Consider the following 25,011-nt stretch of genomic DNA (forward strand, 5'->3'; position numbering starts at 1 on the left):
CAGTTTTCTGCCGGCCGCCGCTCCTCAGGGAGCGGCGGCTGACGCGTATCGAAGACACAGCGCCGCCTGGCAAGGACACAGGGGAGACACGGACGTGACGACGACGACCGACGACGCAGCCGCGCCCTGGCTGGTCGTGGGGCTCGGCAATCCCGGGCCCGAGTACGCCATGAACCGGCACAACGTGGGCTTCATGGTGGCGGATCTGCTGGCGGATCGGATCGGTGGCAAGTTCAAGCGGGCCGGCAAGGCGCAGGCGCAGGTGATCGAGGGGCGCATCGGTCCGCCGGGGCCGGCCAACCGCCGGGTGATTCTGGCCAAGCCGATGTCGTACATGAATCTGTCGGGCGGTCCGGTGAACGCGCTGCGCGACTTCTACAAGGTGCCGTCGGCGCATGTCATCGCGATCCATGACGAGCTGGACATCGACTACGGCGTGCTGCGTCTCAAGTTCGGTGGAGGGGACAACGGCCACAACGGGCTGAAGTCGATGACGAAGGTGATGGGTCCGGACTATCACCGGGTGCGGTTCGGCATCGGGCGCCCTCCGGGTCGTATGCAGGTCGCGGATTTCGTTCTGAAGGATTTCGCGTCGGCGGAGCGCAAGGAGCTCGACTACTTCGTGGACCGTGCGGCGGATTCGGTGGAGTGTCTGGTCATCGAGGGGCTGGAGCGGGCGCAGAGCTCGTACAACTCCTGAGCATCGGCTGCCGACCGGCCTCGAAAGGTGCGTACAACTCAGGACTTGTCCCTTACCTGAGTTGACCAAGCGCAGGACCATGGCCAATGATCCCCGCCATGCCCGCCGCCATGTCAGGTCAGAGCTCCCGCCAGAAGGCTTACGCGGCGCTGCGGTTCGGGCAGCGCGCGACGATGGGCACGGTCGCGGCGCTGATCCTGATCGCCGGTGTCTGGGGTTCCTGGGGCACGGCTCAGCACGTGATGCTGAGCCGGGGCCGGGAGCAGGGGACGATGACGGTCACGGCGTGTTCGGGCGACACCTGCACGGGGCCGTACGCCCCCACGTCGACCGGGTCGCAGGCGCGGGCCCGCGTCTCCATCGAGGAGTCGGTGGCGGTGCAGAAGGGCGAGGTCTACGCGGTCACGGTGAAGCCGAGCAGCGGTGACGTGGTTCGCTCCGGCCCCGCCGGACTCCTCTACTCCTGGGTTCCCTTGGGCGGCGCGCTGCTGCTCGCTTCGGTGGTGGTGGCGGGCGGTCTGCGGCTGACGCGGTCGGCGTGGGCGCTGGCGGCGGTGGGGTTCGTGCAGCTGACGGTGACGTTCCTGGCCTTGTGAACTCAGAGCGGTGCCCCCGTGTTCGTACGAACACGGGGGCACCGTCGTGTGAACAGCGGTCAGCCGGTGTTGCGCAGCCCGGCCGCCACGCCGTTGACCGTCAGCAGCAGTGCTCGTGACAGCAGCGGGTCCGTTGTGGAGCCGGCCGCAGCCTCGTCGCGCTGGCGCTTGAGCAGGGCGACCTGGAGGTAGGAGATCGGGTCCAGGTAGGCGTCGCGGATGGAGAAGGTCTGCTGGAGGACGGGGTTGGTGTCCAGCAGCTTTTCGCCGCCCGTGACCTTCAGCACCTCGCGGACGGTGAGCTCGTGCTCGGCGCGGATGGCGTCGAAGACGTGCTTGAGCTCGTCCGGTACGAGCGTGTCGACGTAGTGCTGGGCGATCCGCAGGTCGGTCTTGGCCAGCGTCATCTCGACGTTGGAGAGGAAGTTGCGGAAGAAGTGCCACTGCTCGTGCATCTCGTCGAGCACGGTGTCGAGGCCGGCCTCGCGCAGGGCCTTCAGCCCGGATCCGACGCCGTACCAGCCGGGGACGATCTGCCGGGACTGGGTCCAGCCGAACACCCACGGGATGGCGCGCAGTCCGTCGAGCGAGACGCCCGAGCCTGGGCGGCGGGAGGGCCGTGAGCCCAGGTGCAGGTCGGCGAGCTGGTCGACCGGCGTGGAGGCGAGGAAGTAGGTCGGGAGGTCGGGGTCCTCGACGAGCTTGCGGTACGCGGTGTGCGCCGCGTCGGAGACGACGTCCATCGCCGCGTCCCAGCGGGCGAGTGCCTCGTCGGACTGGCGGGGGGCGGTGTGCAGGGCGGATGCCTGGAGGGTGGCCGCGACGGTCAGTTCCAGGTTCTCGCGGGCCAGTGAGGGCACCAGGTACTTGTCGGAGATGACCTCGCCCTGCTCGGTCACCTTGATCTCGCCCTCCAGCGTGCCCCAGGGCTGCGCGAGGATCGCGTCGTGCGAGGGGCCGCCGCCGCGGCCGACGGTGCCGCCGCGGCCGTGGAAGAGCCGCAGGCGTACGCCGTAGCGGTGGGCGACGTCGCGCAGGCGGCGCTGCGCCCGGTGGATCTCCCACTGGCTGGTGGTGATGCCGCCGAACTTGGAGGAGTCGGAGTAGCCGAGCATGACCTCCTGGACGTCTCCGCGCAGCGCGACGAGGCGCCGGTAGGAGGGGTCGGAGAGCATGTCCTCCAGGATGGTGTCGGCGGCCTTGAGCTCGTCGGTCGTCTCCAGGAGGGGCACGATGCCGATCTTCGCCCAGTTGCCGTGCAGGTCGAGGAGTCCGGCCTCGCGGGCGAGGACGGCCGCCGCGAACACGTCGTCCGCGCCCTGGCACATCGAGATGATGTACGACTCGATGACCTCGGGTCCGAAGACCTTCAGGGCCCGCTTGACCGTCTCGAAGACGCCCAGGGTCTTCTGGCCCGCGGCGTCCAGCGGAGCGGGGGTCGGGGCCAGCGGGCGCCGGGACCTGAGCTCCTTGGCGAGGAGCTTGGTGCGGTAGTCGCGGGGCATGTCGGCGTAGCGCCAGGACTCCTCGCCGAGGCGGTCGAAGAGCTGGCCGAGGGCGTGGTGGTGGGCGTCCGCGTGTTCGCGTACGTCCATGGTGGCGAGCTGGAGGCCGAAGGCGGCGAGGGTGCGGATGGTGCGGTTCATGCGGCCGTCGGCGAACAGCGCGCCACGGTGCTCGCGCAGTGAGCTCTGGATCTGGACGAGGTCGTGGAGGAGCTCGGCGGTGCCGAGGTAGTCGCGTCCGTCGACATGGGGGGTGCCGGTGGCCAGCCGCTTCTTGGTGTTCTCCAGCTTCTGGCGGATGCAGGTGGCCTTGAGCCGGTAGGGCTCCTCGGAGTTCAGCCGCTTGTAGCGGGGGCTGATCTCGGGGAGGCGCTCCAGGTCGGTCTGGAGGGAGGCGAGCAGCTCTTCGGTGGCGCCCGTGTACCTGATCGAGTTGGAGAGGAAGCCGCGGAGTTCGTCGATCAGCTCCAGGGCGTCGTTGATGCCGTGCTCGTGCTGGAGGATCAGGACGTCCCAGGTGACGTCGGGGGTGACGTTCGGGTTGCCGTCGCGGTCGCCGCCGATCCAGGTGCCGAAGGTGAGCGGCCGGGTCTCGTCCGGAAGGGTCACGCCGACCCGCTCCAGTTCGGCCGTGAGGTCTTCGAGTACGTCACCGACGGCGCCGGCGTGCAGTTCGTCGAGGTAGTAGATGGCGTTGCGGGCCTCGTCGGCGGGCTCGGGGCGTACGACGCGCAGTTCGTCGGTCTGCCACACGAGGTCGATGTTCTCGGCGAGGCGGGTGTCGTAGCGGCGGCGGTCGGCCTCGATGACCGGGGTCTCCAGGAGGGCGGCGATGCGGCGCAGCTTGTTGAGGACGGAGCGGCGTGCGGCCTCGGTGGGGTGGGCCGTGAACACCGGGCGGACGTTCAGGTTCTTGACCGTCTCGCGCAGGTGGTCGGGGTCGGCGTCCTTGAGGCGGTCGGCGGTGCGGGCGAGGAGGCCGCCCTCGGCGGCGCGCTTGGCGCGCAGTTCGCGGCCGCGGTGCACCTGTTCGGTGACGTTGGCCAGGTGGAAGTAGGTGGAGAAGGCGCGGACCAGCTTGGCCGCGGTTTCCAGTTCGGTGCCGCGCAGCAGTTCGGCGGCGGCTTCGCCGTCCTCGCGGGTCAGTCGGCGGACCTTCTCGACCAGTTCGAGGAGTTCGGGTCCCTCCTGGCGGACCAGGGTCTCGCCCAGCAGGTCGCCCAACCGGCGGATATCGGCGCGCAGCGCGCTGCTGGTCGTCGTGGTCTGGTCGTCGGCACTGCTCACAGGTGCGGCTCCTTGCAGTGTTGAAGCTCGTCTGAAGAGTGAAAGCTCGTCTGAAGCTCGTCTGGGAGGGAACCCGGGTGGCGACCGCGCGGCGGGTGCCGCTTAGGAACGTGGCATCCGGGAATTAATCAGAACGGACCGCGCTGTCCGACCGACTCCAAGGATAGGTGTCCACACGGACGCGCAGGCTCACGGGCTCTTGCCGCCGGGCCACGCGCTGCCATACTTACGACGCCGTAGGTTACGGAAGCGTAGGGAATCCCGTCAGAAAGAGGGAGGACCCTGGGCCCCGTATCCCGCGGTACCGGGAGGGCTGGAGGCTTGAGGGATCCGTTCCCAGGGCGTTCGGCTCACCGCTCCCCGGTATCCGGCTCTCACCCGGACAACCGTCTCCACCCTCGAACCCCACAGGGGACACCCATGACCACGAGCTCCGATGTGATCGACGACGCCCCGCAGGCGAACAACAACTCCTCGCTTCCACCCGCCACGCTGGGTGGTGAGAAGAAGGGGTCGCTCGAACAGATCGCGCTGCTCCTCTTCATCGTCGTCCCGTTCCTCGCGCTGGTGGCCGCGGTGCCGCTGGCCTGGAACTGGGGAGGAGTGAGCTGGCTCGACCTGGGCCTGCTCGTCTTCTTCTACTACCTGGGTTGCCATGGCGTCACGATCGGCTATCACCGCTACTTCACCCATGGCGCCTTCAAGGCGAAGCGCCCGCTGCGGATCGCGTTGGCTGTCGCCGGTTCGATGGCCGTCGAGGGACCGGTGGTCCGCTGGGTCGCCGACCACCGCAAGCACCACAAGTTCTCCGACGCCGAGGGCGACCCGCACTCGCCGTGGCGTTTCGGCGAGACGCTTCCGGCGCTGATGAAGGGCCTGTGGTGGGCGCACATCGCCTGGATGTTCGACGAGGAGCGGACGCCGCAGGACAAGTACGCACCCGATCTGATCAAGGACCCGGCGATCCGTGCGATCTCGCGCCACTTCATCTACTACACGTTGCTCTCCCTGGCCCTGCCGGCGCTGATCGGCGGTCTGGTGACGATGTCGTGGTGGGGTGCGTTCACCGGCTTCTTCTGGGGCTCTCTCGTCCGGGTGGCGTTGTTGCACCACGTCACCTGGTCGATCAACTCGATCTGCCACGCGGTGGGCAAGCGCCCCTTCAAGTCACGTGACCGTTCGGGCAACGTGTGGTGGCTCGCCGTCCTGTCCTGCGGCGAGTCCTGGCACAACCTGCACCACGCCGACCCGACCTCGGCGCGGCACGGTGTGGAGCGCGGTCAGCTGGACTCCTCGGCCCGCATCATCCGCTGGTGTGAGCAGTTCGGCTGGGCGTACGACGTGCGGTGGCCGTCACGCTCGCGCATCGATTCCCGCCGGAATACGGACGAGTCGGACTCCAGCCGCAAGGTGGAAACCGCTGACGCGGCATGATTGACGCCGTGGCGACCGACTCCAGCAGCACCCCGAGCAGTAATGAAAAACCGCGGCGCGCTCGCCGCACCCGCATGACCGGCGCCGAGCGTCGTCAGCAGCTGCTGGAGATCGGTCGCACCCTTTTCGCGGCCAAGGGTTTCGAAGGCACGTCCGTGGAGGAGATCGCGGCGAAGGCCGGCGTCTCCAAACCGGTGGTCTACGAGCACTTCGGCGGCAAGGAGGGCCTGTACGCGGTGGTGGTCGACCGCGAGATGCGTCGCCTGCTCGACATGGTGACGAGCTCTCTCACGGCAGGCCACCCCCGCGAACTGTGCGAACAGGCCGCCTTCGCGCTCCTCGACTACATCGAGGAGTACACGGACGGCTTCCGCATCCTGGTCCGTGACTCCCCGATCCCCCAGTCCACGGGCTCCTTCGCGTCTCTGATCTCGGACATCGCCACCCAGGTCGAGGACATCCTGGGCCGCGAGTTCAAGAGCCGCGGCTTCGATTCCAAGCTGGCGCCGCTGTACGCCCAGGCCCTCGTCGGCATGGTCGCCCTCACCGGCCAGTGGTGGCTGGACGTCCGCCGCCCCAAGAAGGCGGAGGTGGCGGCTCACCTGGTGAACCTCGCCTGGCACGGCCTGGACGGCCTGGAGGCGAAGCCACGACTGATAGGCCACCGCAAGAGCTGAGGCGCGACAGTAGGGCCCGTCACCCTTTGTGATGACGCTTGTCGGCTACGGCCGCTACGGTGAAAGAGCTGGCCGAGAATCCCGTCCATGGGAGGAACCATGACCGCCGAGCCGATCGCCGAGCACGAGCCCGAGCATGAACAGGGCTCCCGCTGGCCGGTGCCGCCGCAGGACGGGTACACCGTGGACGACCTGTTCACCCTGCCCGACCTCCCGCCGCACACCGAGCTGATCGACGGGAGCCTTGTTTTCGTGAGTCCGCAGCGGGATTTCCACAGCACCATGATCGATCTTTTGGTGGCCGGCCTTCGTCGCACAATTCGCGGCCGCCCGCTGAAGGTCCGCCGCGAAATGACCGTCATCCTGGACCAGCGCAACGGCCCCGAACCGGATGTGTCGGTCGTCCGCAGCGATGCCGTCACCGGCTTGGAGCAGACCCGGTTCCAGGCCGAGGACGTAGTGCTGGCCGTCGAGGTCGTCTCCCCGGACTCCGAGGCCCGCGACCGCGACGCCAAGCCGCGGAAGTACGCCGCCGCGGGCATCCCGCACTTCTGGCTGGTCGAGATGTCCGAAGGGAACAAGCACCCGGTGATCCGGACCTACGAGATCGACCCGGTGAACAAGAAGTACGCGCTGACCGGCATCCACCACGAGAAGCTTGAGCTCAGCGCGCCGTACGACATCGACATCGACATCACGCTGGACGCGCTCAAGGAGCTGTGAACGTCCGCCGACGCGGTGTGGACGACGTACGTCAGTCCGTTGGCTCCAGGAACTCCAGCCGGTTGCCCACCGGGTCCGTTGAGAAGAAGCGGCGGTGGCCCGGGAGTTCGTCGTCCCAGGTGACGGGCGCGTAATGGGCTTCGAGACGGGCGGCGTACGCCGTGATGCCGCGGACCCGCAGCCCTGGGTGCGCCTTCCGGGCGGGCCGGAAGTCCACCTCTACCCCGAGGTGCAGTTGTACGGCCCCCGCCTGGAACCAGCAGCCCCCGCGCGCCGCGAGCGCCGGCGGCCTGGGGATCTCGGTCATGCCGAGGGCGTCGACGTAGTACGTACGGAGGCGGGGCTCGCTGCCGGGTGGCGCGGCGAGCTGGATGTGGTCGACGGCGGTGAGCATCAGTGGGCCCTCCTGGCCACGGCGAAGATGCGGCGGAACGGGAAGACCGTGCCGTGGACCGTGGCCGGGTAGGCCTCGCGCAGGGCGGCTCGGTATTCGGCGACGAATGCTTCCGAGTCCGCCGCCCCGAGCTCGGTGAGGACCGGCCGCAGTCCTGTCCCCTTCACCCAGTCCAGGACCGGGTCCTCGCCCTCCAGCAGATGGAGGTACGTCGTCTCCCAGACGTCGGCCGCGCAGCCGAGGGCGGTGAGGTGTTCGAGGTAGGCGGCCGGGGTGTGCACGGCGTCGTCGTGGCGCAGGGCGCCGGCCAGGCGGTCCTTCCAGCGGGCGGAGTGGGCGAGTTCGCGCATCAGCCGGTGGCTGGGGGCGTCGAAGTTGCCGGGCACCTGGAAGGCGAAGGTGCCGCCGGGCGCCAGGCCCGTCACCCAGCCGGGGAAGGAGTCGGTGTGCCCGGGGACCCACTGCAGGGTCGCGTTGCTGATGATCAGGTCGTACGGGGCTGAGTGCGTCCAGGTCCGGGCGTCACCGGGGGCGAAGTCGAGGCGCCCACCGCCGGGGGTGGGGCCGGCGAGTGCTGCGGCCTCGGCCAGCATCTCCGGGGAGTTGTCGTAGCCGGTGATGTGCGCGGCCGGCCAGCGCTCGGCGAGCAGGGCCGTGACATTTCCGGGTCCACAGCCGAGGTCGGCGATGCGGGCGGGAGTGCGGGGCAGCGCGGGGACGCGGGCGAGGAGATCGGCGAAGGGGCGGGCGCGATGGTCCGCGTGCCGGAGGTACTGGCTCGGGTCCCAGGTGGGGGCGGTGGCGGCGGGCATGGGTGGGCCTCCTCGAAGTCGCGGTGAACGGATCACTTCGGGCAGGCCTCCAGCGTCACACCCCAAGTATCTTGACGTCAAGAGACTTCACGTCGACACAACCACTACACTGATCGTCATGGAGGACGAGGTCGATCGGCTGGTCGGAGCATGGCGCCGGGAGCGCCCTGACCTCGACGTGGAACCGCTCGAGGTGCTCAGCCGGGTGAGCAGACTGGCCAGGCACCTGGACCGGGCCCGCAGGCTGGCGTTCTCCGAGCACAGCCTGGAGCCCTGGGAGTTCGACGTCCTGACCGCGCTCAGGCGCGCCGGGAATCCCTACCAACTCTCCCCCGGCCAGTTGCTGACCCAGACCCTCGTCACCTCCGGCACGATGACGAACCGCATCGACCGGCTGACGAAGAAGGGCCTGGTGGAGCGGCTTCCCGACCCGACCGACCGCCGGGGCGTGCTGGTGCGCCTGACGGACGAGGGCCGCGACCGCGCCGACCAGGCACTGGCCGGCCTGCTGGAGCAGGAGCGCGCGATCCTGGCGGAACTGAGCAAGGCGCAGCGAGGCGAACTCGCCGGCCTGCTACGCCAGTTGACCGCCCCGTTCGACAACATCCCCGGTTAGGTCGACGGGCCCGACCCCCGCACGGCGGGCGAGCGCGACCGCGGCGAGGGTGGAGTGCACGCCCAGCTTCCCCAGCACGTTCTGCATATGGGTACGGACGGTGTGCGGCGAGAGGAAGAGCCGCTCGGCCACGGCCTTGCGCCCCAGCCCGGCGACCATGCACCGCAGCACTTCCCGCTCCCTCGGCGTGAGCGACTCGACGAGCCGTTCGCTCTCGGTGCGGTGCTTTCGGGCGGCGGTGAGTTCGCGCAGCACGCCGGTGAGTAGGGCGGGCGGCAGATGGGTCTCGTCGCGCAGCACACCTCGTATGACGGTGAGCAGCCGCGACAGCGAGCAGTCCTTGGCGACCCACCCCGAGGCACCGGCCTGGAGCGCGAGCGCGGCCCGGCGCGGATCGTCCTTCTCGGCGAGCACGACGGTCCGTACGGCCGGCTGCCCGGACCGGACGCCCGCGACGAGAGAGATCCCGTCCACGAGCCCGTCCTCGTTGGTCACCTGGACGGGCACCGCCGGACGCATACCGGGCAGATTGCCGCCCAGGTCCGCGTCGACGAGCAGTACGTCGAATCTGCGGCCTTCCGCCGCAGCCCGCTCCAGGCAGCGCAGCGCGGCAGGACCGCTGCCCGCGGCGGACACATCGACGTCGGGCTCGGCCGCGAGCGCGGCTGCGAGCGACTCGGCGAAGATGCGGTGGTCGTCGACGACCAGTACTCGGATGCGAACCACTGAAACCCCCACTGTCGGGGGACGACCGGTGCGGGTACGGCGCCCAAAATAATCCCGAGACCGCATGTGCGACTCGGGAGGCGGGGTGCCGCAGCCGCACGGCCGCCGCCGTGCGTAACTGCTACCCCCACTTCGGGCGTCGTACCCGACTGTCTCGCCCCCTGATCAGCACCGGCCCCCACCGGTGCTGTTCACAGACTAAGGCCGGGGGCCTGGAGGGGAAGGCAATTCGCAGAACTGATTGGCAGGCCCGTTTATGGTGAGCCTTATGTTTCGTATGGAGACAGGAGACGACAAGGAACGCCGCGATCTGCTCCGCAGGCGGTTGCGGGACGCGAACACGGCGGCGTCTCCCGTCCTGCGTGCCCTCCGCGGAACGCCGGCCGAACGTGAAGTTCCGCTCCACGTCTGGGCGTTGGACGATGCGGGAGCCCTCGCTGGCGGTCTCGTCGGCCACACCTGGACCGCCTGGCTCCATGTGACGTACCTCTGGGTCGACGACCCTCACCGCGGCGCGGGCCTCGGCTCGCGCCTGCTGGCCGAGGCCGAGCGCATCGCCCGCAAGGACCGCGGCTGCGCGGGCGCCCGCCTGGAGACCTGGGACTTCCAGGCCCCCGGCTTCTACAGGAAGCAGGGCTACGAGGTGGTGTGCGCGATCCCCGACTATCCGCCGGGGGTCACGGAGTACACGCTGACGAAGCGACTGGGCTGAGCAGGGCTGTCTTTCGCCCCCTCCGCCCCAGACCCCGCTCCTCAAACGCCGGACGGGCTAAAAATCTTTAGCCCGTCCGGCGTTTGAGGACGAGGCCGTTCAGGCCGAAGCGGGGGTCTGGGGGCGGCAGCCCCCAGGAACAAGGGACGGGCAGGGGAGGAGGGGGCGAACAAACCCCACCTCAGCTCACCCGCCGTGCCCCCGCCGAAGGCACCGCCGGAAACACTCGCGGCGCCGTGAAGCCCGCCGCGGCGAACGCTTCCTCCACGGCCTTGGTGACCGTGTCCGCGTCGGCAACCTCCACAAGCACGATCGCCGAGCCCCCGAAGCCACCGCCCGTCATACGGGAGCCGAGCGCCCCCGCCGAGTTGGCTGTGGCGACCACGAGGTCCAGTTCGGGGCAGGAGATGCGGAGGTCGTCCCGCAGGGAGGCATGCCCCTCGGTGAGGACCGGCCCGATCGCCCGGACGTCACCGGCGTCCAGCAGGCCGATGACCTGCTCGACCCGGTGGTCGTCGGACACGACATGGCGTACGTACCGGCGTACGCGCTCGTCGGACAGGCGCGCGAGAGCCGAGTCGAGCCCCTCGTACGTGACATCCCGCAGATGCGAGACGCCGAGCGTCCGCGCGCCCTCCTCGCACCCTTCGCGCCGCTCGGCGTACTCCCCGTCGCCGAGGGCGTGCTTGACGCGTGTGTCGACGACCAGGAGGGACAGCCCCTTGGAGGCGAGATCGAAGGGGACCTGGCGGATGGACAGGTCCCGGCAGTCGAGGTGCAGGGCGTGCCCGTCCGTGCAGCACGCGGACGCGGTCTGGTCCATGATTCCGCAGGGCACGCCGACGAAGTCGTTCTCGGCGTGCTGGGAGAGCTTGGCCAGCTCGGGCCGGGTGAGGCCCAGTTCGTACAGGTCGTTGAGGGCGAGCGCGATCACGACCTCCAGCGCGGCCGAGGAGGACAGGCCCGCGCCGGTCGGAACGGTGGAGGCGAGGTGCACGTCCGCGCCGGTGACCGAGGTGTGGCCCGCCTCGCGCAGCGCCCACACCACACCGGCGGGGTACGCGGCCCAGCTGGTGTTCGTCAGCGGCGCGAGCCTGTCCAGGTGCAGCTCGACGACGGGACCCTCGATGTCCGCCGAGTGGAGCCGCAGTACACCGTCGGTGCGGCGCGACACCGCCGCCACCGCTGTGTGCGGCAGCGCGAGGGGCATCACGAAACCCTCGTTGAAGTCGGTGTACTCGCCGATCAGGTTGACCCGGCCGGGAGCCGCCCAGACGCCCTCCGGGGTAGCCCCGTACAGCGACTCGAAACCCTCGCGAACCTCGCGAACCCCCACTTACTGCTCCTTCGCGACGTGCTGTGCGAACGCCCAGGCGTCCGCGACGATCCCCGCGAGATCCGCGCGGGACGGGTTCCAGCCGAGCCGCTCGCGGGCGGTCGCGGCCGAGGCGACCAGCGCCGCCGGGTCGCCGGCCCGGCGCGGGGCCAGGACCTCGGGGATCGGGTGCCCGGTGACCTGGCGGACGGTCTCGATGACCTGGCGGACGGAGAAGCCCTCGCCGTTGCCGAGGTTGCAGATCAGGTGTTCGCCGGGCGTGGCCGACCCGACCGCAAGCAGGTGTGCCTCGGCCAGATCCGCGACGTGGATGTAGTCGCGGACGCAGGTGCCGTCCGGCGTCGGGTAGTCGTCGCCGAAGACGGAGATCGCCTCGCGGCGGCCCTGCGCGACCTGGAACACCAGCGGGATGAGGTGCGTCTCGGGGTCGTGCCGCTCGCCCTGACTGCCGTACGCGCCCGCCACGTTGAAGTACCGCAGGGACACCGCGCCCAGGCCGTGTGCCGCCGCCTCGCCGCTGATCATGTGGTCGACGGCGAGCTTCGAGGCGCCGTAGGGGTTGGTCGGCCTGGTCGGCGCGGACTCGACGATCGGCACCTCCTCCGGCTCGCCGTACGTCGCCGCGGTGGAGGAGAAGACGAGCTTGCGGACGCCCGCCTCGCGCATCGCGCCGAGCAGCGCCATGGTGCCGCCGACGTTGTTGTCCCAGTACTTCTCGGGCTTCACGACGGACTCGCCGACCTGCGAGAAGGCGGCGAAGTGGAGGACGCCGTCGTAGGACGGGTCCAGCCACTTGGCGGCGTCGCGGATGTCACCCTCGATGAAGGCCGCCCCCGCGGGGACGCCTTCGCGGAAGCCGGTCGAGAGGTTGTCGAGGACCGTCACCTCATGGCCGGCCTCGATCAGGTGCTGCGCGACCACGCTGCCTACATAGCCCGCGCCACCCGTGACCAGGTACTTCCCACTCATGAACTCGCTACCTCTCGCAGTCGCTGAGCCGCGGACTCCGGCTGGATGTCGTTGATGAACACGCTCATCCCCGACTCGGAGCCCGCGAGAAACTTCAGCTTGCCGGACGTACGGCGAATGGTGAAAAGCTCCAGGTGCAGCGCGAAGTCGTCGCGGTTGACGCCTTCGAACTCCTCCAGCGAGCCGAAGGGTGCCTGGTGCCAGCCGGCGATGTACGGAGTCGCCGGCTCACCCTCGCCGAAGATCCGGTCGAAGCGCCTCAAGAGTTCCAGATAGACCTGGGGGAACTCTGTGCGCGCGCCCTCGTCGAGGCCGAGCAGGTCGGGCACGCGACGGCGCGGGTACAGGTGGACCTCGTACGGCCAGTGAGCCGCGTACGGCACGAAGGCGACCCAGTGGTCGGTCGACAGGACGATCCGCGAGCCGTCCGCCACCTCGCGGGCGACGACCGCCTCGAAGAGGTTCTCACCGCCCGTCGCCTCCTTATGAGTTGCCACTGAACGCAGCATCAGCGCGGTGCGCGGCGTGGTGAACGGGTAGGCGTAGATCTGCCCGTGCGGGTGCCCCAGCGTCACACCGATCTCGGCACCGCGGTTCTCGAAGCAGAAGACCTGTTCGACGGAGGGGAGGTGGGAGAGCTCGGCCGTCCGGTCCGTCCAGGCGTCGAGCACCAGACCTGCCTGTTCTTCCGTCAGTTCGGCGAAGGAGGAGTCGTGGTCGGAGGTGAAGCAGACGACCTCACAGCGGCCGGAGTCACCGGCCAGAGAGGGGAAACGGTTCTCGAAGACGGCGACGTCGTACGAGGAGTCCGGGATCTCGCTCAGCCGGTCGCCCTGGGAGGGGCACAGCGGGCACTCGTTCGCCGGCGGGTGGTATGTGCGGCCCTGACGCTGCGAGGCGATCGCGACCGAGTCGCCGAGCAGCGGGTCGCGGCGTACCTCCGACGTGGTGACGATCGGGTCGAGCGGACGCCTGTCCACCGCGTCGCGCACCGTGTCGTCGCGCGAGTCGTAGTAGATGAGCTCACGACCGTCGGCCAGCCGGGTCGAGGTCTTCTTCACCGTGGAACTCCCCATCCGCCCTCATCAAACAGAACTAAACACAATGAACCATAAATCACCACCTACGTCAACATCACAATCAAACAAAGGACACCACGGTGAGTGTTCAGTTCCTGTAGGTGGAGGCGTAAGTTCCGTTTGGATCAGTTCAACCCGTACACACCACGACGGGATCGAGATCAGCAAACGTAACCACCGGACCAATAAACGTAACCACCGGATCAGTTCACGCAACGAAGCGAGTTCTTATGCAGTCCCCCACAGACCTGGCTGCGCCGGGCATCAACCTGGCCGCTGAGCTCCGGCTCCCCACCAACGCACTCGACTACACGATCCTCGGCATCTACTTCGTCGTCGTGCTGGGCATCGGCTTCGCAGCCCGGCGCTCGGTGAAGACGAGTCTCGACTTCTTCCTCTCCGGGCGTTCGCTGCCCGCCTGGGTCACCGGCCTCGCCTTCATCTCGGCCAACCTGGGTGCCACCGAGATCCTGGGCATGGCCGCCAACAGCGCGCAGTACGGCGTCTACACGGTCCACTGGTACTGGATCGGCGCCATCCCGGCGATGGTCTTCCTCGGCCTCGTGATGATGCCCTTCTACTACGGGTCGAAGGTCCGGTCGGTGCCGGAGTTCCTGCTCCTGCGCTTCGACAAGTGGGCCCACCTGCTCAGTTCGATCCTGTTCGCCTTCGCCGCGGTCCTGATCGCGGGCGTGAACCTCTACGCCCTCGCGATCGTCGTGGAGGCGCTGCTCGGCTGGCCGCAGTGGGTGGCGATCGTCGTCGCCGGCCTCTTCGTCCTCGCGTACATCACCCTCGGCGGTCTGTCGTCCGCGATCTACAACGAGGTGCTGCAGTTCTTCGTCATCCTCGCCGCGCTGATCCCGATCGTCGTCATCGGCCTGCACAAGGTCGGCGGCTGGAGCGGTCTGACGGACTCGCTCGACGCGAGTCACGGCACCAACTTCACGACCGCCTGGGGCGGTACGGGCATCGGCAGCGACAACCCGCTGGGTGCCAACTGGCTGACCATCGTCCTCGGCCTCGGCTTCGTGCTGTCCTTCGGCTACTGGACGACGAACTTCGCGGAGGTGCAGCGCGCGCTGTCCGCGAAGAACCTGAGCGCGGCCCAGCGCACCCCGCTCATCGCCGCGTTCCCGAAGATCTTCATCGTCTTCCTGGTGATGATCCCGGGGCTCGTCGCGGCCGTCCTGGTCCCACAGATCGGCACCAGCGGCTCAGACCTGCAGTACAACGACGCGATCCCCTATCTGATGGAGTCGCTGCTCCCCAACGGCGTCCTCGGTATCGCGGTGACGGGCCTCCTCGCAGCCTTCATGGCGGGTATGGCGGCGAACATCTCGTCCTTCAACACGGTGTTCACGACGGACATCTGGGCGAGGTACGTCGTCAAGGACCGCGAGGACGGCTACTACGTGCGGTTCGGCCGCCTGATCACGGCAGTGGGCGTGTTGGCCTCCATCGGCACGGCGTTCATCGCCTCGTCCTTCTCCAACATCATGAGCTACCTCCAGACGCTCTTCTCCTTCTTCAACGTGCCGATGTTCGTGGTCTTCATCATCGGCATGTTCTGGAAGCGGGCGTCCGTGAAGTCGGGCTTCTGGGGCCTGCTGGCGGGCACGACGGCCGCGATGGTCAACTACTTCTGGATCTACAAGGAAGGCGTCATCAGCATCCCGAGCGACCAGGGCGCGAACTTCGTCTCGGCGATCGTGGGCTTCGTGGCGGGTGCGGTGGTCATGGTCGCCGTCACCCTCTTCACCGCCCCGAAGCCGAAGGCGGAGCTCCAGGGCCTGGTCTACGGCACCACCTCCCCCGGCATGACCGAGCCTGCCGGCGAGGGCGACGACGCCTGGTACCGCAAGCCGGCCCTGCTGGGCTGGGGTGCGGTGATCCTCGCCGCGCTCTGCTACATCCCCTTCTCCTTCTGACCCCCGGAGGCTGACCCACCATGACCGAGCTGACCGCCGGAGGCTGAGAGACCATGACCGAGAACCCGCAGCACCCCGAACACCCCGAACGCCCCCATCACCCCGACTACTCCAGCGAGGCACTTCAGCGTCAGATCACCGAGCTGGAGCACAAGTCCGAGACCGCCGCCCGCCTCTTCGACATCCGCCGCATCATCGGCGGCCTCTTCGTCGTCTACGGCGTCATCGTCACGATCGCGGGCATCTTCGCGTCCGACGCCGACATCGACAAGGCCGAGGGCATCAACATCAACCTGTGGACCGGCCTGGGCATGCTCGCCCTCGGCCTGTTCTTCCTGGCCTGGCTGTGGCTACGACCGGCCGCTCCGCCGGTGGACGTGGAGCAGCTGCTGCCGGACACCGACAAGGGACATCCGTCGGCGTAACAGCGGTACGCGGGGCCGGGGTTCGCTGGGACTCCGGCCTCGTACGGTTTTTCACCCTTTATGTCCAGCGAACTACGCCGCACCGAGGTCACACCACACGTACTTGCCTGTGTCGCCGCCCTGCCGTAGCGGATGCCAGCCCCAGTTGTAGGCGCAGGCCCGGACGAGGGCGAGGCCGCGGCCCGCCTCCGCGTCGGGGGCCACCGCCAGCTCGTACGGCGGCGGTTCGGGGCTCGCGTCCCACGCACCGATGCGGAGCACTCCGTGTCGGTGGTGCAGGCGCAGGGCCGCGGGCCCCTTGGTATGGCGTACGGCGTTGGAGACCAGCTCCGCCGCCAGGAGCTCGGCGACGTCCACCAGGCGGATCAGGCCGTGGAGGGTGAGGATCAGCCGGACGGTGCGGCGACAGACGGTGACCGCTCGGGGGTCGTGGGGGATGTGGAGTACGTACTCCCAGGGTTCGTTCTCTGTTTTTGGCATGCGTGAACTCCGGTTGGGGTGAGGGAGGTTGAGGGAGCGCTGCGGGCAGCGGGCGGTGGCAGTTTCACCGCCGTCACGGCATGACGGGGTGGTGCGCTTCCGGGGTCCCGGGGTTCCGCAGTGTGTGCGTCGCGTGACTGACAGTACGGGTTAAATTTGGGCCAAGGCAAGTGACTGCCGTAATCTGCCCCTCGAACGAGTCACAGCCTCACGGCAGTTGAGGCCAAGGGAGGAAGCCATGCCGCGCAGACGGCAACCCACCGCGCGCCAGGAGCGTCTGGGCATTGAACTGCGGAAACTGCGGGAGGCCGCAGGATTCAAAGCACTTGAAGCCGCCGCACTGGTCGGGTCCAGCTCCGCCCAGATGAGTCAGATAGAGTCCGGGATCGCGGGTGTGAGCGAAGAGCGCGTGCGCAGCCTTGCCGCTCATTACTCCTGTGCGGACGATAAGTTGGTCGAGGCGCTGGTGGCGATGGCCACCGACCGGACACACGGCTGGTGGGAAAAGTACCGGGGCCTGCTACCCACGCGATTCCTGGACCTCGCCGAGCTGGAGCACCACTGCGCATACCGGCTCGATGTGGAGTTCCTGCACGTCCCAGGCCTCTTCCAAACGGAGGACTATGCCCGCGCTGTGTCCTCTTACCGATTCCCAGCACTGCCGACCAATGAGCTTGAGTTGCGCGTCCGCCATCGAATGGAGCGCAAGGTGGTCATCGAAGACCCGGCCCCCACGCCGTACGAGGCGGTGATCCACGAAGCGGCGCTTCGCATCCGGGTCGGCGACCGCGCGGCGACGCGCACCCAACTCGACCGCATCCTGGAACTCTCCGAAGCGGACCACATCACCGTGCGAGTCATCCCCTTCGACCTGGACGGCTTCGCCGGAGCCTCGAACGCGATGATGTATGCGGGCGGTTCTGTGCCCAAGCTGGACACAGCAGTACGTGATGCACCCCACGGCGCGGGTTTCATCGACTCCGAGCCCCAACTCGGAGCCTTCCGAACGCTCTTCCGTATGGTGGAGGCCGTGTCACTCGAACCCGCACGGTCGCGTGACTTCATCCACCAGCTGACGAAGGAACTGTGAGGCCCTCCGTGACCACCCCCGACTACTGGCAGAAGTCGTCCTTCTCAGGAAGCGGCGACGGCGACAACTGCGTGGAACTCGGCTGGCAGAAGTCGTCCTTCTCCGGCGGCGGTGAAGGCAACGACTGCGTGGAACTGGCCGCCACCACGCCCCGCACCATCCACTTCCGCGAAAGCGACACCCCCGCCACCCGCCTCACCACCACCCCCGCCCCCCTGGCCCACCTCCTCCACGGCATAAAGTCCGGCACCCTCGCCACGCCCACGACGTGAAATCGGCCTCGCTCTGATTCCCGGCGACGAAGGGACGGCAAGCATGGCGAACACCGCACTCCTCGTGATGGACGTCCAACGGGACATCGTGCGCATCGCCGACGACGGCTCCGGATACCTGCCGCGCCTGCGCAGGGCGATCGACGGTGCCCGCGCGGCGGGCATACCCGTGATCTACGTGGTCATCGGGTTGCGGCCAGGCAATCCAGAAGTCAGCCCCCGCAACAGGGTGCTGACCAACGCCGTGCGGGCCGGCCTCTTCACCGAGGGCGACCCCGGCACCGAGATCCACCCCGACATCGGGCCCCAGCAGGGCGACGTCGTGGTCACCAAAAGGCGGGGAAGCGCGTTCTCGGGCAGCGACCTCGACCTGGTACTCAGGGCTCGCGATATCGACAGCCTGGTTCTCACCGGCATCGCCACCAGCGCTGTGGTGCTGTCCACTCTGTGGCGCGCCATCGACCTGGACTTCGGCCTCACCGTCCTGGCGGATGGCTGCCTCGACACCGACCCCGAGGTGCACACGATGCTCATCGAAAAGCTGTTCCCGCAGTGGGCGGACGTCGTCACGGTCGAGGACTGGCTCAAGGCCATCGCACCGCGATAACGGGAGGCCGACCGGCAGACGGCGTCAGTTCGGCCGACGAGCTCTCCGGGGCCTGCGGACGCCTTTCCGCGATACGACACCACTCCCTCGCGATCACTCAGCGGGAGGGAGGAACTGTTCGCGCACCCAAGCGGGATCAGGGTTGGTGTGCGGCCGGCCCGCCACGACGACAGTCGGCACGGTCTCATTGCCGTCGTTGACCGCCCGCACCGCTGCCGCTCCAGCCGGGTCACGCCAGATGTCGACCCAGTGCAACTGGCGTGCGTTACGGCCCAACCGGATGCGCAGCCGCAGACAGTACGTGCAGCCCGGCCGCCAGAAAACGACCGGCCGGCCATCGACCGCGCTACGGCGTTGTGCCTCCAGCGCACCGATCGACCTCGGGAAGATCAGGGGCGAGGCCACGCCTGCGAGCAGCACGAACATCAGCAGGAGGGCTGCGGCCGCAACGGGGTTCCCGTTGAGGACTTGCCCAGTCGCAACGGCTGAACCGCAGACCACAAGCAGCATCGGCAAGAACCAAGCGCGCATCATGATGACGCAGGCTATCGGTGAGCCGAAATACTCCTCGAACCAGGCCACCCGTCCGGTGTATCCCCCTCTACCCGCAGCCGGGAGACGCGCCTTCAACCTCCGGGAGGGCGACGACCTTCTGGGCGGTCGCGGCGTTCTGCTTCGCGGTGGCCGCGTCTTTCGTCGCGTCGGGGGACGTCTCAGAAACCACTGGCCCCGGCCCCGCCCCGGGTGCCCGACGTGCTCGCAGATCGCGCTCCACGCCCGCCCGATTCCCCCAGGATCGAAGCTGTACCACCCGGCTCGGCCCGGGCACGGAGTGCGGGCCGAGCCGGTCTGTTCTTCGTCAGCTCATCCAGTCCGGTGACTCGACGCCGATGAACCTGTTCCAGGCCAGGCAGTAGGCCCGGGAGTCGGGTCCGATGTCCGGCCAGATCGTTCGGAGGTCGAAGCCTCGGTCCCAGGCGGACAGGAGTGCCTCGAAGAAACCGGTGGTCACGGCCGTACCGTCGGCTTCCCCGCCCGAGACCTGAACCTCCTCCAGGATGCGCAGCACCTCGCGGCGCTGCGCCGGACTCAACTCGGCCGAGTGCTCGGCGAACTCCCTTCCGAGACTGCCCAGTCGGACGCTCAGCGGCGGCACGTCGTCCCCGGCAGGGTCCGGATCCGCGTCGTCGGCACCGGGGCCACGCCAGGCGGCGATGTCCGCCCGGTCCACCGCGGCCAGCGCTTCGCTGACGGCGAGCAGTTCCACAAACCACGCTGGGGTCGTCATCACAGTCCGTTCAGAGCGTTGAGCATGTCGCGAATGAGGTTCTCCGCTGCGGCCCGGTCGCCCGCTGCCGCCGTCGGATTCTTCGTCAGCCAATTCTGCAGAGAGGTGATGGCGTCCTGAGCCTTCTGCGAGTGCGTCGAGCCAGCTGCTGGACGAGCGGCGCAGCAACCTTGCGCAAGCGGCACCCGGAGGGAACCGATCTGACACAGCACCAACGCGAAGCGCCTGGCGGCGGTCGCAGTTGAACTCAACAGTCGCCCACGCCAGACGCTCGGCTGGGAAACCCCAGCCGAGCGTCTCTCTAAACTGCTCGCCATCACACGTCAGTGATCACGCGTTGCGACGATCCTAGAATTCGCCGACTCCGGCGGGGCCGTTCTCTGTCGGAGCGGGCCCCTATCCCATGGAGCGCGCGAGGGCTGCTTTCTCCTCCCGGAAAACCTCCTCGTGCTCGGTCTTCAGGGTGATCGCACCCCCCGCGCGTTCCAGCAAGACGAGCGAAGTGACGAGCAGGCCGTGTGCCAACCCATGTAGCAGTTCATTCCTGGTCGACGAGTAGAGGCCGTACAGGCCCTCGACGAAGCTCTGGAGCGCCACCGGCTCCACGTCACAGCCGCCCTGCCGGTTGGGCGTCAGCCCGGGCGGCAGCTCCAGGAACTCAGCCGCGCCACGGGCCAGGGAGGCGTACAACTGTCCGCTGTGGTAACCCGCATCCCAGAGCGTCTCGCCGCCCAGTTCGAAGGGGTAACTCAATCTGCGATCTCCAGTCTGAGGTCGAGCCCGGGGTTGTCTCGACGGAGCTGCTCGAACCGCGCTTCCAGCGCCGCTCGGAAACGCTGATCCATCCCGGATGTTGTGAACCGGAAGCCGATCGGCGCGCCCTCATAGCCGGGAAGCAACTGCCGACACTTCAGGTAATTAGCGAGCTTGACGTTGACGTGCTTTTCCAGCCATACGGCCTCAGCATAGGTGGCCGACTTCAGCTCCCACATCACCCCGCCCTCGAAAAGGTCGATGTCGGTGATGATGTCCCCGGTGTCAGGGTCGTAGACCTTGTGGTCCCGCACACCCTCGAGACAGCCGGAGGCATCGCTCGCCTGCACCGACAAAGTAAGCGACGCGGGCGACACGGCCGAACCGGCGATCCTGCTGACAACCTTGCAGCCGCGCTTGAGCAGCTTGAGTTCGTCGTAGATCCTGTCCAGACTCTTCAGCTTGGCGCCTATGAGGGCGTCCACCGCGAGGCTGCTGCAGTGGTCGAAGTCCTTCTTCTCCAGGCAGGCTTCGAGCTCGCCGAGGCCCGTGAGCTCCTTGGTAATGCCCCACAGGTCCTCCATGGCGTCGCCGAACGCTGGACCTTCAGCGACGATCTCGCAGGAGATCTCACTCTGCTGGCACCAGCGGGCGAAGCCCTCCGGGTCGCAAGGGATGTACTCCTGCCCGCACCGGTACATCGCGCGGGCGCGCGCACCTTCGTCGTTCTTCGCCTTCTCCTTGGCCGCGACGGCGGCCTTGCGCCGCGCCTCTTCCTCCTCCCGATACTTCGTGACCGCGATGGTGAACGCCTCGGTGGCCGCCTTGAGGGCGGCCTCCGAGTCCTTGCCCGCCTCGACCGCCGACTGCCGGGCCTGGTCGGCGTAGTACGACGCGCTGGACGCGGAGGCCTGGGCCGATTCCGAGGAGAGCGTGGCGTCGGCTGCCGACCTGGCGGCGTCGGACGCGGCGACATCAGCACTGTTCGCCGCGTCGCGAGCCGTCTTGGCGGACGCGGCGGCGCTCGCCGCGGATGCCTCGGCGTCCTCGGCGTGCTGGGCGGCCTCGTCGGCGTATCCCTGGGCCTCCTTCGCGGAGTCGTTGGCCTTCTGGGCCCACTTGTCGGCCTCGGCGGCCGCCTTGCGGGCGACAGCGGCAACCTTCTGGGCGGTCGCGGCGTTCTGCTGCGCGGTGGCCGCGACCTTCGCCGCATCCGCGATCAGCTTCTGGACCTGGGCCACGTGGGTGGCAGTGAGGTCGTCCTTGCGCTGTGCCGTGTACTGACCCGAGACGATGAAGGCGTGCAGCGTCTGGGATGAGCCCTCCAGCGCAATCCGGGCTGCCGATTTCACCTCGGGGCTTCCGGAGTCGATGAGCTGCGCCGCCCTGACCCGCTCGTCCTGGGTGCGCGCAGTGTGCTGCGCCTTGACCAGGAACTCGCTGTACTTCTTGGGGTCTCCCGTGGCCAGAGCCTGCCTGCCGGCGTCGGTGAGGACCGGCCCGGCGCCGGAGACCACCTGTGCGATGGCAACGCGCATGCTCTCGGCACTGACCTGGTACTGGCCGTTCCGGACGAATTCGGTGATGGTGGCGGCGTCGCCGTCGAGGGCGGTCTCGGCCGCGTCGCGTACAGCCTTGTCCTCGCTCTCTTCCGCGAGGCGTTCTACGTAGGAACGGTCGTCCTGCTGCTCGGCGGTCTGCCAGCCGTTGCGCAGGTAGTCGATGACGACCTCGTCGGGGCCTGCGAGGGCGGCCTCGGCAGCGGCACGCCCCCACGCCGTCCCGTTCCCCATCACCAGCACGGCGAGCTCGCGGCCCTGGCCGGCGAGGGCCGCAAGGTCGGCTCCGGGCTTGGCGGCCTCGGTCACCAGCCGGTTCCGCTCGGTGTCCTGGTCCTTGACCGCCTGCGCCCGCTCGGCCAGTTCGGCGGTGCCGGCGTCAGCCGCCGCCTTTTGGTCCTTCGCTCGCTCGATGCCCGCGTTGGTACGGCCGAGCAGTTCCGCGGCCTCCACCTCGCGGGCGATCGTGTAGATCTGCTGGGCCTTGATCACAGCAGCGGTCGCCGCGTTCGCGGCCTCGGTGGCGGCGTTGGCGTGTGCCGTGGACCTCGTCGCGGCCTGTGCGGCGTCACCCGCGTGCTCCGCCGCTTCCTCGGCGGCATCGGCCGCATTGTTCGCGTGCGTGGCCGCCGATCTGGCGGCATCGCGCGCCTCGCGCGCCGCCGTGGCCGCCTTGCGGGCCAGCGCTTCAGCAGCGGACGCAGCACGGTTGGCTTCATCGGCATGACGCTTGGCACTCGCGGCGGCGGCGCGCGCCTCGGCGGCGGCCGCGCTGGACTCGCCCGCGTAATTGCCGGCCTCGATGGCCGCGTTGGCGGCGACGATGGCGTTGGCACCCGCGCCCGCGGCCGAGCGCGCGGCGTCACCCGCCGCATCGGCCGCTACAGCCGCCTGATCGGCTGCGTCGGCAGCACGGCCAGCGCCTGCCGCAGCGGTGCGGGCGTTTTCAGCCGCCTCCCGTGCGGCATCCGCGTCGGACGCGTCCACCGCGGCATCGGCCGCCGCGCTGCGCGCACGGGACGCCGCCTGGGAAGCACCGGCTGCCGCGGCGGCAGCCTGGGAGGCGGCGTTCGCAGCGACACGCGCCGAGTTGTTCGCGGCGAGCGACGCTTCGATCGCCTGCTGCGCCGAGGCGGCTGCCTGGGACGCCGCCGTGGCGGCACGCTTGGCCGCACTCGCGGCCTTGTCGGTGTCGTCCTTGGCAGCCTCCGCCTCGGACGCGGCCCTCAGCGCCGCTTCCTTGGCGAGTTGCGCGGCCGAAACCGCCTTGGCGGACTCGGCCTGGGCGGCCGCGGTCTCCGCGGCCGCCTGCCTGCCCGCTTCCTTGGCCTGCGCGGCGAGCTGGGCGACAGTGGCGTGTTCTTGATCCTTGGCGAGCGCGACGAACTGTCCGACTTCCAGGAACTCTCGAATGTCCTCGGCGCTGCCGTTCAGCGCGATGCGCCCGGCTGTCTGCACATTGGTGCCACCTGTGCCGATGATCTGGACGAGCTGCACGCGCTCGTCCTGCTCACGCTGGAGGTATTGCCCCTCCGTGAGGAACGCCCTGACGTCGTCGGCCGTGCCACTCAGCGCGGCCCGCCCGGCGTCCTGAACTATGGGCCCGCCCGCGTCGATGATCTGGGCGACCCGGACCCTCTGGTCCTGCTCCAGAGGGTCTTCCCAGCCGTCGTCCAGGAAGTCGTCCAGCTCCTCCGGAGTCCCTGCGAGCGCCTTTCGGGCAGCGGCCAGCAACTCTGTGCCGCCCAACGAGGCGAGCTGGGCGGCGCTAACCCGGTTGTCCTGGAAGGACAGATCGTCCACAGCAGCGAGGAACGCCTGCACATCCGCTTCGCTGCCGGTCAGGGCCGCCTCGGCAGCCGCCTTGACGCCAGGACCACCTGTCTTCCACGAGTCGACGACCGCGCCGCGCTCGGTGGGGATCACCCCCGCCAGCGCGACGATCTCCCCACCGTCCGCAGGGAGTTCCTCAGCCACCGCGGGCGCGGAGCCGAGCAGGCCGGCGGTCAGGACCAAGGGCAGCAGGCTCAGTACCGTCGCACGTATCACGCGTGACGGCCCTCTCGCCAGATCGAATCCGTTCGTTCTTCGATTCATCAGGAACCTTTCTCAGCAACCGGCGACGTATACGGCGTTTACCGAATATCCGGGAAGCGAGCATAACGCTCACGATTTCCCGGTGGATCGAATATTCAACCACGGACCAATTAGGCGAAATGATCCTTGATCTTCTTCTTAATAATATTCGCCCCAATCCGCCGACTCTCAATGCAAAAATCCGCGAATGAGACCCCCTCAGGTTCTGCCACATCACTCAGATGAGGGGTGACAGTCTGCCAAATAACCCCACGCAGGGGACATTTCATCCAGCCTTATGGAGTGAGAATTCGTTTGACGATCGACAAAACAAACAGCTATTCTGCGGAGCATCTTTTGATCTCTAATTACCCGTCAGGCGACGGCCTTCTTTTATTCGATGCGCCGCGCCCGAAAGGAGTTTGCGGTGCCCATCCGCATTCGAAGATTTATGATTTCCGGAGTTCTCTGCGCCCTCGCGGCGGTCATCGGAATTCCGCTTGCCGTCGCCGACGACTCCGCCTCGCAGGCGGCGGCCGACGTCCCGCCGGTCGCGGTGGAGGACTACGGCTACCCCGGTGCCGCCGACATCCTGGCGACCGAGGGCATCAAGCTGAACAAGGGCGACGGACACATCCTGCTCGTGGAGTGCGACACCGCGCCCGACCAGATCAGGGTCTACACCGTGGCGGACAGCGCCGCCGGCCGCAGGGGCGACTACTGCTTCCAGCCCACCGCGGCCAGCGGGTACCTCACGCTCGAACTGCCCCGTGTCTTCGCACTGGAGACCGGCGAGCACCCCATCAGCGCCGACCTCACCGCGAACGACGTCACCACCAGCGTCGACATCGCCGAGGGCGGCTTCAAGAGCGTGGGTGAAGGCGTCACCGGCGGCGCCCGAGCCGTCCTTGTCGAGATCCGCGTCACCGGCTGACCCGGCCGCGCCCACCGCCAAGGAAGCGAG

The 25,011-nt window shown here is 68.4% G+C and carries 25 protein-coding genes and 1 pseudogene; 14 read left to right on the forward strand and 12 right to left on the reverse strand.

Annotation, left to right across the window (positions count from 1 at the left end; translation table 11 throughout):
- Positions 1-94 precede the first annotated feature (94 nt).
- Both pth and ACFYPC_RS15595 read left to right on the forward strand, forming a co-directional pair.
- Positions 95-700, forward strand: a complete 606-nt coding sequence (gene pth, locus ACFYPC_RS15590) for an aminoacyl-tRNA hydrolase (RefSeq protein ID WP_388675529.1) — start codon at positions 95-97, stop codon at positions 698-700.
- Positions 701-786: 86 nt separating this feature from the next.
- Positions 787-1,296 carry a hypothetical protein gene (locus ACFYPC_RS15595; protein ID WP_388675532.1) on the forward strand — a complete coding sequence of 170 codons (510 nt, stop codon included), beginning with the start codon at positions 787-789 and terminating at the stop codon, positions 1,294-1,296.
- Positions 1,297-1,355: 59 nt separating this feature from the next.
- Here ACFYPC_RS15595 and ppc read toward each other — a convergent pair whose 3' ends face one another.
- The gene (gene ppc, locus ACFYPC_RS15600) at positions 1,356-4,088 is read right to left on the reverse strand and encodes a phosphoenolpyruvate carboxylase (RefSeq protein ID WP_388675535.1); all 2,733 of its coding nucleotides are present in this window, start codon (positions 4,086-4,088) and stop codon (positions 1,356-1,358) included.
- Positions 4,089-4,508: 420 nt separating this feature from the next.
- Here ppc and ACFYPC_RS15605 point away from each other — a divergent pair, with 420 nt between their 5' ends.
- The 3 genes from ACFYPC_RS15605 to ACFYPC_RS15615 all read left to right on the forward strand — a co-directional run bounded on the left by ACFYPC_RS15605 (position 4,509) and on the right by ACFYPC_RS15615 (position 6,922).
- Positions 4,509-5,522 carry an acyl-CoA desaturase gene (locus tag ACFYPC_RS15605; RefSeq protein WP_388675538.1) on the forward strand — a complete coding sequence of 338 codons (1,014 nt, stop codon included), beginning with the start codon at positions 4,509-4,511 and terminating at the stop codon, positions 5,520-5,522.
- On the forward strand, positions 5,519-6,199 hold the full coding sequence (locus ACFYPC_RS15610) for a TetR/AcrR family transcriptional regulator (protein ID WP_365445062.1): 681 nt from the start codon (positions 5,519-5,521) through the stop codon (positions 6,197-6,199). Before ACFYPC_RS15605 ends, ACFYPC_RS15610 begins: the two co-directional genes overlap by 4 nt.
- A gap of 99 nt (positions 6,200-6,298) precedes the next feature.
- Positions 6,299-6,922, forward strand: coding sequence for a Uma2 family endonuclease (locus tag ACFYPC_RS15615; protein ID WP_388675540.1), 624 nt, complete (start codon positions 6,299-6,301; stop codon positions 6,920-6,922).
- 31 nt (positions 6,923-6,953) lie between these two features.
- Here ACFYPC_RS15615 and ACFYPC_RS15620 read toward each other — a convergent pair whose 3' ends face one another.
- Positions 6,954-7,316 (reverse strand): glyoxalase, encoded by a 363-nt coding sequence (locus ACFYPC_RS15620; protein ID WP_388675543.1) that lies wholly within the window; start codon positions 7,314-7,316, stop codon positions 6,954-6,956.
- A complete protein-coding gene (locus ACFYPC_RS15625; RefSeq protein WP_388675546.1) occupies positions 7,316-8,128 on the reverse strand; it encodes a trans-aconitate 2-methyltransferase in 813 nt (270 codons plus the stop codon). The genes ACFYPC_RS15620 and ACFYPC_RS15625 overlap by 1 nt, the downstream gene beginning before the upstream one ends.
- A 118-nt stretch (positions 8,129-8,246) precedes the next feature.
- On the opposite strand from ACFYPC_RS15625, the gene ACFYPC_RS15630 reads away from it, so the two are divergent.
- On the forward strand, positions 8,247-8,744 hold the full coding sequence (locus ACFYPC_RS15630) for a MarR family winged helix-turn-helix transcriptional regulator (protein WP_388675548.1): 498 nt from the start codon (positions 8,247-8,249) through the stop codon (positions 8,742-8,744).
- Here ACFYPC_RS15630 and ACFYPC_RS15635 read toward each other — a convergent pair.
- The gene (locus ACFYPC_RS15635; protein ID WP_388675551.1) at positions 8,703-9,470 is read right to left on the reverse strand and encodes a LuxR C-terminal-related transcriptional regulator; all 768 of its coding nucleotides are present in this window, start codon (positions 9,468-9,470) and stop codon (positions 8,703-8,705) included. The genes ACFYPC_RS15630 and ACFYPC_RS15635 overlap by 42 nt on opposite strands.
- Before the next feature lie 256 nt (positions 9,471-9,726).
- Between ACFYPC_RS15635 and ACFYPC_RS15640 the strand changes: the two genes are divergently transcribed.
- Positions 9,727-10,182 carry a GNAT family N-acetyltransferase gene (locus ACFYPC_RS15640; protein WP_388675554.1) on the forward strand — a complete coding sequence of 152 codons (456 nt, stop codon included), beginning with the start codon at positions 9,727-9,729 and terminating at the stop codon, positions 10,180-10,182.
- Between the two features lie 181 nt (positions 10,183-10,363).
- On the opposite strand, the gene galK is transcribed toward ACFYPC_RS15640, so the two are convergent.
- Genes galK through galT form a run of 3 tightly spaced genes read right to left on the reverse strand, consistent with a single transcriptional unit; the run spans position 10,364 to position 13,548 of the window.
- A complete protein-coding gene (gene galK, locus ACFYPC_RS15645) occupies positions 10,364-11,518 on the reverse strand; it encodes a galactokinase (protein WP_388675557.1) in 1,155 nt (384 codons plus the stop codon).
- Entirely contained in the window at positions 11,519-12,487 is a 969-nt protein-coding gene (galE, locus tag ACFYPC_RS15650; protein ID WP_388675560.1) for a UDP-glucose 4-epimerase GalE, read from the reverse strand.
- Entirely contained in the window at positions 12,484-13,548 is a 1,065-nt protein-coding gene (galT, locus tag ACFYPC_RS15655; protein WP_388675563.1) for a galactose-1-phosphate uridylyltransferase, read from the reverse strand. Before galT ends, galE begins: the two co-directional genes overlap by 4 nt.
- 248 nt (positions 13,549-13,796) lie before the next feature.
- On the opposite strand from galT, the gene ACFYPC_RS15660 reads away from it, so the two are divergent.
- Both ACFYPC_RS15660 and ACFYPC_RS15665 read left to right on the forward strand, forming a co-directional pair.
- The gene (locus tag ACFYPC_RS15660; RefSeq protein ID WP_388675566.1) at positions 13,797-15,497 is read left to right on the forward strand and encodes a sodium:solute symporter family protein; all 1,701 of its coding nucleotides are present in this window, start codon (positions 13,797-13,799) and stop codon (positions 15,495-15,497) included.
- A gap of 53 nt (positions 15,498-15,550) precedes the next feature.
- On the forward strand, positions 15,551-15,922 hold the full coding sequence (locus ACFYPC_RS15665; protein ID WP_388675568.1) for a hypothetical protein: 372 nt from the start codon (positions 15,551-15,553) through the stop codon (positions 15,920-15,922).
- A 72-nt stretch (positions 15,923-15,994) separates the two neighbouring features.
- Here the strand turns inward: ACFYPC_RS15665 and ACFYPC_RS15670 are convergent, their stop codons facing one another.
- Positions 15,995-16,402, reverse strand: coding sequence for an ATP-binding protein (locus ACFYPC_RS15670; protein WP_388675571.1), 408 nt, complete (start codon positions 16,400-16,402; stop codon positions 15,995-15,997).
- Positions 16,403-16,640: 238 nt separating this feature from the next.
- Here ACFYPC_RS15670 and ACFYPC_RS15675 point away from each other — a divergent pair, with 238 nt between their 5' ends.
- From ACFYPC_RS15675 to ACFYPC_RS15685, 3 genes are read left to right on the forward strand one after another with little or no spacing between them, the layout of a single operon-like run.
- Positions 16,641-17,492: a helix-turn-helix domain-containing protein gene (locus ACFYPC_RS15675; RefSeq protein WP_388675574.1), complete on the forward strand. Its 852-nt coding sequence runs from the start codon at positions 16,641-16,643 to the stop codon at positions 17,490-17,492.
- An 8-nt stretch (positions 17,493-17,500) separates the two neighbouring features.
- Complete coding sequence (locus ACFYPC_RS15680; RefSeq protein WP_388675576.1) at positions 17,501-17,764, forward strand: DUF397 domain-containing protein; 264 nt, start codon at positions 17,501-17,503, stop codon at positions 17,762-17,764.
- A gap of 43 nt (positions 17,765-17,807) precedes the next feature.
- The gene (locus ACFYPC_RS15685; RefSeq protein WP_388675579.1) at positions 17,808-18,371 is read left to right on the forward strand and encodes a cysteine hydrolase family protein; all 564 of its coding nucleotides are present in this window, start codon (positions 17,808-17,810) and stop codon (positions 18,369-18,371) included.
- A 93-nt stretch (positions 18,372-18,464) separates the two neighbouring features.
- Here ACFYPC_RS15685 and ACFYPC_RS15690 read toward each other — a convergent pair whose 3' ends face one another.
- Both ACFYPC_RS15690 and ACFYPC_RS15695 read right to left on the reverse strand, forming a co-directional pair.
- Complete coding sequence (locus ACFYPC_RS15690; protein WP_388676212.1) at positions 18,465-18,905, reverse strand: glutaredoxin domain-containing protein; 441 nt, start codon at positions 18,903-18,905, stop codon at positions 18,465-18,467.
- A 325-nt stretch (positions 18,906-19,230) separates the two neighbouring features.
- Positions 19,231-19,659, reverse strand: coding sequence for a hypothetical protein (locus tag ACFYPC_RS15695; protein WP_388675582.1), 429 nt, complete (start codon positions 19,657-19,659; stop codon positions 19,231-19,233).
- A gap of 140 nt (positions 19,660-19,799) precedes the next feature.
- Here ACFYPC_RS15695 and ACFYPC_RS15700 point away from each other — a divergent pair.
- Positions 19,800-19,989: pseudogene (locus ACFYPC_RS15700) on the forward strand (IS30 family transposase); the annotation flags it as partial.
- 66 nt (positions 19,990-20,055) lie between these two features.
- On the opposite strand, the gene ACFYPC_RS15705 reads toward ACFYPC_RS15700, so the two are convergent.
- Both ACFYPC_RS15705 and ACFYPC_RS15710 read right to left on the reverse strand, forming a co-directional pair.
- On the reverse strand, positions 20,056-20,412 hold the full coding sequence (locus ACFYPC_RS15705; protein ID WP_388675584.1) for a DUF6086 family protein: 357 nt from the start codon (positions 20,410-20,412) through the stop codon (positions 20,056-20,058).
- Complete coding sequence (locus ACFYPC_RS15710; protein WP_388675586.1) at positions 20,409-24,020, reverse strand: ALF repeat-containing protein; 3,612 nt, start codon at positions 24,018-24,020, stop codon at positions 20,409-20,411. The genes ACFYPC_RS15705 and ACFYPC_RS15710 overlap by 4 nt, the downstream gene beginning before the upstream one ends.
- A gap of 478 nt (positions 24,021-24,498) precedes the next feature.
- Between ACFYPC_RS15710 and ACFYPC_RS15715 the strand changes: the two genes are divergently transcribed.
- Complete coding sequence (locus ACFYPC_RS15715) at positions 24,499-24,981, forward strand: hypothetical protein (RefSeq protein ID WP_388675589.1); 483 nt, start codon at positions 24,499-24,501, stop codon at positions 24,979-24,981.
- The last annotated feature ends 30 nt before the right edge of the window (positions 24,982-25,011 follow it).

Origin of the sequence: Streptomyces sp. NPDC005808, assembly GCF_042871385.1 — a bacterium.
GTDB lineage: Bacteria > Actinomycetota > Actinomycetes > Streptomycetales > Streptomycetaceae > Streptomyces.

Coding starts and splice junctions, on each gene's coding strand:
- ACFYPC_RS15595 (WP_388675532.1), top strand. CDS start 787: ATGATCCCCGCCATGCCCGCCGCCATGTCAGGTCAGAGCTCCCGCCAG.
- ACFYPC_RS15605 (WP_388675538.1), top strand. CDS start 4,509: ATGACCACGAGCTCCGATGTGATCGACGACGCCCCGCAGGCGAACAAC.
- ACFYPC_RS15610 (WP_365445062.1), top strand. CDS start 5,519: ATGATTGACGCCGTGGCGACCGACTCCAGCAGCACCCCGAGCAGTAAT.
- ACFYPC_RS15615 (WP_388675540.1), top strand. CDS start 6,299: ATGACCGCCGAGCCGATCGCCGAGCACGAGCCCGAGCATGAACAGGGC.
- ACFYPC_RS15620 (WP_388675543.1), bottom strand. CDS start 7,316: ATGCTCACCGCCGTCGACCACATCCAGCTCGCCGCGCCACCCGGCAGC.
- ACFYPC_RS15625 (WP_388675546.1), bottom strand. CDS start 8,128: ATGCCCGCCGCCACCGCCCCCACCTGGGACCCGAGCCAGTACCTCCGG.
- ACFYPC_RS15630 (WP_388675548.1), top strand. CDS start 8,247: ATGGAGGACGAGGTCGATCGGCTGGTCGGAGCATGGCGCCGGGAGCGC.
- ACFYPC_RS15640 (WP_388675554.1), top strand. CDS start 9,727: ATGGTGAGCCTTATGTTTCGTATGGAGACAGGAGACGACAAGGAACGC.
- galE (WP_388675560.1), bottom strand. CDS start 12,487: ATGAGTGGGAAGTACCTGGTCACGGGTGGCGCGGGCTATGTAGGCAGC.
- ACFYPC_RS15660 (WP_388675566.1), top strand. CDS start 13,797: ATGCAGTCCCCCACAGACCTGGCTGCGCCGGGCATCAACCTGGCCGCT.
- ACFYPC_RS15665 (WP_388675568.1), top strand. CDS start 15,551: ATGACCGAGAACCCGCAGCACCCCGAACACCCCGAACGCCCCCATCAC.
- ACFYPC_RS15670 (WP_388675571.1), bottom strand. CDS start 16,402: ATGCCAAAAACAGAGAACGAACCCTGGGAGTACGTACTCCACATCCCC.
- ACFYPC_RS15675 (WP_388675574.1), top strand. CDS start 16,641: ATGCCGCGCAGACGGCAACCCACCGCGCGCCAGGAGCGTCTGGGCATT.
- ACFYPC_RS15685 (WP_388675579.1), top strand. CDS start 17,808: ATGGCGAACACCGCACTCCTCGTGATGGACGTCCAACGGGACATCGTG.
- ACFYPC_RS15690 (WP_388676212.1), bottom strand. CDS start 18,905: ATGATGCGCGCTTGGTTCTTGCCGATGCTGCTTGTGGTCTGCGGTTCA.
- ACFYPC_RS15695 (WP_388675582.1), bottom strand. CDS start 19,659: ATGACGACCCCAGCGTGGTTTGTGGAACTGCTCGCCGTCAGCGAAGCG.
- ACFYPC_RS15715 (WP_388675589.1), top strand. CDS start 24,499: ATGATTTCCGGAGTTCTCTGCGCCCTCGCGGCGGTCATCGGAATTCCG.